Origin of the sequence: Gordonia aichiensis NBRC 108223, from assembly GCF_000332975.1 — a bacterium.
Classification (GTDB): Bacteria; Actinomycetota; Actinomycetes; order Mycobacteriales; family Mycobacteriaceae; genus Gordonia; species Gordonia aichiensis.
The window spans coordinates 1-5,047 of record NZ_BANR01000047.1 but is presented as its reverse complement, the minus strand read 5'-3'; the positions used below and the strand labels follow the sequence as shown (position 1 = coordinate 5,047).

Sequence of the window (5,047 nt, the reverse complement as noted above, 5' to 3'; positions counted from 1 at the left end):
TGACAACCACGCAACGGTCGTTAACGTCTGAGCGGCATATTTCGCGGCGATAAGAACTACCCTCGGCAGTTTGAGTATCTCGTCGTTCCAGTCATCGGTGACGTGCTGTTGTAGACGCTGTAATGCCTCTTCGTTCGAGCACGACTCCCCGACCGTCGCCATGTACTCGGCGTGGGCCTCCGCCAATGCTTGCTTGTCGAAACCCGCCACGAGCGCAGCATAGGTGATGGCTTGTAGGTGAATTCGAGCGTCATTTCCTCGCTTGAGCTCGACGACAACGAGTTGGCCAGACTTGTCTAACGCGAGGACATCGAGACGTTCCCGTCCTAAGTCCCCCTCGCTCGAGGACCACTTAGAGTACTGTCGCGCGACAATCATCACACCTTCGCCGAGGACTACTGGGTTCTCTACCACCCACTGCTCGAGGTGGGTGGTTTCAAGGAACCCGGAAGCTGCGAAAGATCCGCTGGTGAGCGGCTTCGCTGCCGGCCCATCGACGGCCAGGATGTTGATGTCTGTCACACCGTCATGCTAGACCCGTTGACGAATTGGGAGCCCCGTTTGCATCTGTCGCGGACATCGCCCGTTCAGCGATCTGGCGGATGCCAAATCGCTAACCCGCTGCAGCACCGCGCCATTTCACGTCATCGACGACCGGGGGCTGCTAGTCGGGTGACGGACTGAGGTTGGTGTATGTCGTGGGGTCAGCCCATCGCAGGGTGCTGGGGTCGACGATGTAGTGTTTGCGATCCTCGCCGATGACCAGGTGCCGGGTGCCTGATTCCCACGCTCCGTCGACGTGGTGGGGATGGTATCGCCCCACTACGAGGCGGCCAGGTTGCTGACGACGCGCGGGCGGGAAGTCGCCGAGTGGGTAGTCGCTCAACCGGGCTCGAACGCGGTCTCCACCGCCGGCGCCTTCAGCGACGGGATAGGCAGTGTCGTCGTCGGTCCATTCGTAACCGCATGCAGCGCAGCGGTACTCCAGAGTGTGCCCGGTGATGACGCAGCCGGCGAGCGCGACGCCGGGCCCCGGAGGGCCCGCAGGCATACCCCAGATCACTTCCAGGGTGCGTTCGGCTGAACAAGACGGGCATAACGGCCGCCGCGCGCAGATGAGGTCAGGCAGGCTGGTGGGCAGCGGTCGGTGCAGCTGGCCGTGGCAGTCGGAACACACTGTAACCGGGGCGCCGTCGGCAAATGCGGGGTCCTCGTCGTCCCCGACGTCGCGGTGATGGGATTCGGCGGGCACGGCTGAGGTGAAGTGTCGGCCGCAGCCGAGACAGTCGGTCGGGCCGAACGGCGTGGGGGGTGATTTGTCGGTTGGCTGCCATCGGCACCAGGACTCGTCGACGTCGCGCCATGGGGTGGGGTTAACCTCTTCGGCCTCGATAGCGGCGAGCAAACGCTGGCCGAGGTTGTCGTCGGTAATCGTCGCCGGCGCCTCCGGCAACGTGTCGCCTAGCCGTTTTTCGATAGCCCGCAGCGACAGTCCCGCGTCGAAGGGGCCCCATTCCGAGTCGGGTGGGGCGTTGAGACCATCGTCGTCGTCACCCCTGGACAGGGTGTCGATCTTGATGATCGCTGGGCTGGGGGCGTCGACCACGTACACCATGATGTCGCCGGCGGCGTACGTTGGTGGCGTCCGCCAGACGAGGTCGCCGATATCGGGGTCGTCGTCATCGCCAGGGAAAAACCAATCCACGGCTTGCTGCCACGGCTGTAGTAGACATAACTGGACGCGTGCACTTGTGCCGTCGGCGTTGGGAGTTCCCTTTTGAGCTACGACTCTGCCCATTCGGCGAATTCCTTCCACGAGATGGGAATGACCGACCGCTTCTGTCCGTGTTTGGGTCGCCACTGGAGATTGCCCTCGGAAACGTAGAGGGTACCGAGGGTTTTTCCATCGATCGCAACGTCAAACTCGAAATCGATGCCGGCGACGCGCACTCTGCTGGTGCTAAATCGTACGTCGTGGTCCGCCACGAAAATTCCTCCCCAGAAGAGACGCTGTCTAGTGTCGATCCTCTCGCGAACGTAGTGAACGACCATGACTCTGGCAAGGATCTGCTAACCACCGATGGCACCTCGCCCGGTATAGGCCTGGCCCGCCACCTGGGCTGTGCTCCTGTGAACGACCAGCATCGAGATACTCAACTTCAGCAGCGAATCCTGGTTGAGGGATCAAACTTCGCATGCGCATCGCAACGATCGAAGACGCCGCCGATGCGTCACGGAGCTTCGATTCCAGCAAACGCCACTCGTTGCGAGACCCTACTTTCTGCCGCGCTGGTATTGCCAAATGGCGTGGTCAAGATCAGTGGGCGACATGCCTATGTCCGCCGCGGCGGCCGTCACGATCTCAAATGCGAACTGCGGTGTGACACTGCGGCGGGCAAGCCCTAACGAGTCCGCAACGAAACGACAGATCATCCGATCCGGTTTCACGCCCGGTATCCCGGCCAGCATCTGCAGGTAATGCCAGGTAATTCCGCTGCGCTGCCCCGTCACAACGCACCACTCATCCCGGATCTGTGCCAGCTGCGTCTCGTCGTTGGCCGTCTCTCGGAGATCCTCTGCGGAGGCGATCCGCGCGCCGTCGAGCACGCGGGCCGCATCTCGGATCGCCTGCGACTTGAGGACCCCGCTGCGGGTGGAGGTGCGGTTGTTGTTGCCGATCTTCTGCGCCCAGCCACCCGGGTCACCGAGCTCGTCGAAGGTGGCAAGCAGCTCAGGGACACCGTCTGTGTCCGGGTCATCGCCATGAGCACGCCGATACGACCTGTAGCGGGCCACCACGTTCTCGACGCTGGAGTAGCTGACGCCGGTCGACTGCACCGAGTCGATCACGCACAGCGCTAATCCGTCGGGGTAGCCCGACGGCGCCTGCAACCCGCGAAACGGTGCGCAGGCAGTGACGAGGATGCGTCGTTGTTCGGTCGTATACGCCATGGCAGCGACGGTACCGGTGACAGGATTCGTGACCGAACGTCTCTGAACCGTCGCCGGCGCTATGTGCTGAGATCGGACGTTCCATTTCCAGTCGGGGAACTCGATTTCGAGCTGGGTGATCCGTTTGGGTGAGAGTCGGTGTTGTCGGTACTCGGTGCGGCGTTTGGCCGCCCAGGCGCCGATGGGGAATCCGTCAATCGTGGCGTGGCGGGGTGGCGAGCTGGTGCCGTGCGTGGCGACGTAGCGGTGCAGGTGGTCCAGGCCGACGTGGAACGGTGCTCGGGCCCTGAGGGTCCACTGCCAGTCGGGGAACTCGGCTTCGAGCTGGTGGGCGTGTCCAGGTGGCATTTGTCCGGACCGGTATTCGGCGCGACGGGTGGCGACCCAGGTACCGATCGGGAATCCGTCGATGACGTCCCGCTGGCGTGGGCTGCTGGTGCCGTGCACGGCCCGATACCGATGTAGATGGGCGATACCCTCATCGTATCGGCTGGTCACAGTCCTAGTGTGCCTGTTGCCGCCGGGCGGTCGACCACCCACCCGGCGTTCTCACTACGACCATCGAGGGGTTCGCGGCGGGCAATCCCGCTGGTGTCTAGCTGTCACACGGGATGGGATCTATACTGGGATCTGAGGTGATCACCATGACAGCAGCGCATCCCCGGCCGGATTTGGCCGCCTACGCCGAAGCGGCCCGTATGTCGCAGCCCGAACTCGTGGCTGCGTTGCGCGATCTGCTCGGCGCGAAGCTCGTGGCCTACCTGGGTCGGGTGAGCGAGACCCGGGCGGTGCGGCAGTGGGCTGAGGGCACCCGCACCATCGCCAACCCCGAGGACGTCGAACGGCTCCGGATCGCCTACCGCGCCGCCCGCCTGATCACCGAACGTGACACCCCCGCCGTCGCACAAGCCTGGTTCCAGGGCCTCAACCCGGTCCTCGACGACCGGGCGCCGGCGTTGCTGCTGCGCGACGGCGACCTCGCCGACGTCGGCCCCCAGGTACTCAACGCTGCCCGCCAGTTCGCCGCGGTGGGATGAACCAACCCCGCACGTCGACGATCGGCACCCTGCACGGCCCGATCACCACCAGCATCCGGGCCGCCACGCCCATCTATCGGGTCGGGTACGCACCCAGTCCGTGGGAGTGGACGCCGTGGGAGTACGCCACCGACGGCCGCTTCGCCGGCCGGTGGGACGACCCTGACGGGGTGTGGCGCACCCTGTACTGCGCCGACACTCCCCTGGCCTGCTACCTCGAAGTCCTCGCCTTCGCCCGACCCAGCCCGCAACTGATCGCCGAGCTCGACGACATCGTCGTCGACGACGAAGACGAGCAGGACCATCCCACGCTGCCGCCCGGGCGCGTCCCGCGATCGTGGTGTGAGGCAAGGATGCTCGGCCACGCCACCCTGACCGGACGGTTTGCGGTGCCCGCTGCTCCGGACAGCCTCGCCACCCTGCGAACGGTGTTTCGTCCGCTCGCGATCCGCTACGGGCTCGATGACCTCGACACCGCCGCGTTACGGGACGGGCGACCCCGCGGTCTCACCCAGGCCATCTCCCGCTGGCTCTACGCCCTCACCGACCACGGACAGGCAGCGGTCGACGGGATCGAGTTCGACTCTCGCCACGGCGACCAGCTGCGCATGTGGGCGCTCTACGAACGCGCGGCCGACCCCGACATCAGCCCCCACATCGACGTGGTCGACCACTGCCCCATCGACGCCGCGGATCCACAATTGGCCCGCGCCCTGACCCTCCTCGGACTCGAGTGGACCCCCGCATAGACCGACCTGAAACAGGCTGTCCCGCAACGTCGAACGAGCATGAGGCTGGCTCGACCAGCCGTAGTAATGCCTACGACCGTCTCTTCGACACCGGGATCGCCCACCTGCACCGCTACGCCGCCATGCATGGTTCCAGCTCACCTCCCCGCGGCGCGACGATCGACGGGTTCGCGATCGGTCAGTGGGTCGTCAACCGCCGTGCCGAGTACCGGCGGGGCCATCTGTCGGCCAAGCGGATCCACACCAAGACCGGCGAGCCATGCGCCGACCCATTCATGTGCCACCACGGCCACACCAGCGCACGCTAAG

At 64.9% G+C, this 5,047-nt stretch carries 5 protein-coding genes and 1 pseudogene; 3 read left to right on the top strand and 3 right to left on the bottom strand.

The annotated features are described in order from the left end of the window. The 3 genes and pseudogenes from GOACH_RS22130 to GOACH_RS24445 all read right to left on the bottom strand — a co-directional run. A pseudogene (locus tag GOACH_RS22130) lies at positions 1 to 522 on the bottom strand (DNA-binding protein); the annotation flags it as partial. A 142-nt stretch (positions 523 to 664) separates the two neighbouring features. Continuing rightward, positions 665 to 1,798 (bottom strand): hypothetical protein, encoded by a 1,134-nt coding sequence (locus GOACH_RS22125; RefSeq protein ID WP_005180250.1) that lies wholly within the window; start codon positions 1,796 to 1,798, stop codon positions 665 to 667. 476 nt (positions 1,799 to 2,274) lie between these two features. After that, entirely contained in the window at positions 2,275 to 3,450 is a 1,176-nt protein-coding gene (locus GOACH_RS24445; protein WP_235434496.1) for a helicase associated domain-containing protein, read from the bottom strand. A 146-nt stretch (positions 3,451 to 3,596) separates the two neighbouring features. Between GOACH_RS24445 and GOACH_RS22105 the strand changes: the two genes are divergently transcribed. Genes GOACH_RS22105 through GOACH_RS24545 form a run of 3 tightly spaced genes read left to right on the top strand, consistent with a single transcriptional unit; the run spans position 3,597 to position 5,046 of the window. After that, positions 3,597 to 3,989, top strand: a complete 393-nt coding sequence (locus GOACH_RS22105; RefSeq protein ID WP_005180243.1) for a hypothetical protein — start codon at positions 3,597 to 3,599, stop codon at positions 3,987 to 3,989. Next, entirely contained in the window at positions 3,986 to 4,738 is a 753-nt protein-coding gene (locus GOACH_RS22100; RefSeq protein ID WP_005180242.1) for an RES domain-containing protein, read from the top strand. The genes GOACH_RS22105 and GOACH_RS22100 overlap by 4 nt, the downstream gene beginning before the upstream one ends. Further along, the gene (locus GOACH_RS24545; protein ID WP_005180240.1) at positions 4,723 to 5,046 is read left to right on the top strand and encodes a helicase associated domain-containing protein; all 324 of its coding nucleotides are present in this window, start codon (positions 4,723 to 4,725) and stop codon (positions 5,044 to 5,046) included. Before GOACH_RS22100 ends, GOACH_RS24545 begins: the two co-directional genes overlap by 16 nt. Position 5,047 lies beyond the last annotated feature (1 nt).

What these genes read in the sequence shown, in the direction of transcription:
- GOACH_RS22125 (WP_005180250.1), bottom strand. Translation starts at nt 1,798, where the DNA reads ATGGGCAGAGTCGTAGCTCAAAAGGGAACTCCCAACGCCGACGGCACA.
- GOACH_RS22105 (WP_005180243.1), top strand. Translation starts at nt 3,597, where the DNA reads ATGACAGCAGCGCATCCCCGGCCGGATTTGGCCGCCTACGCCGAAGCG.
- GOACH_RS22100 (WP_005180242.1), top strand. Translation starts at nt 3,986, where the DNA reads ATGAACCAACCCCGCACGTCGACGATCGGCACCCTGCACGGCCCGATC.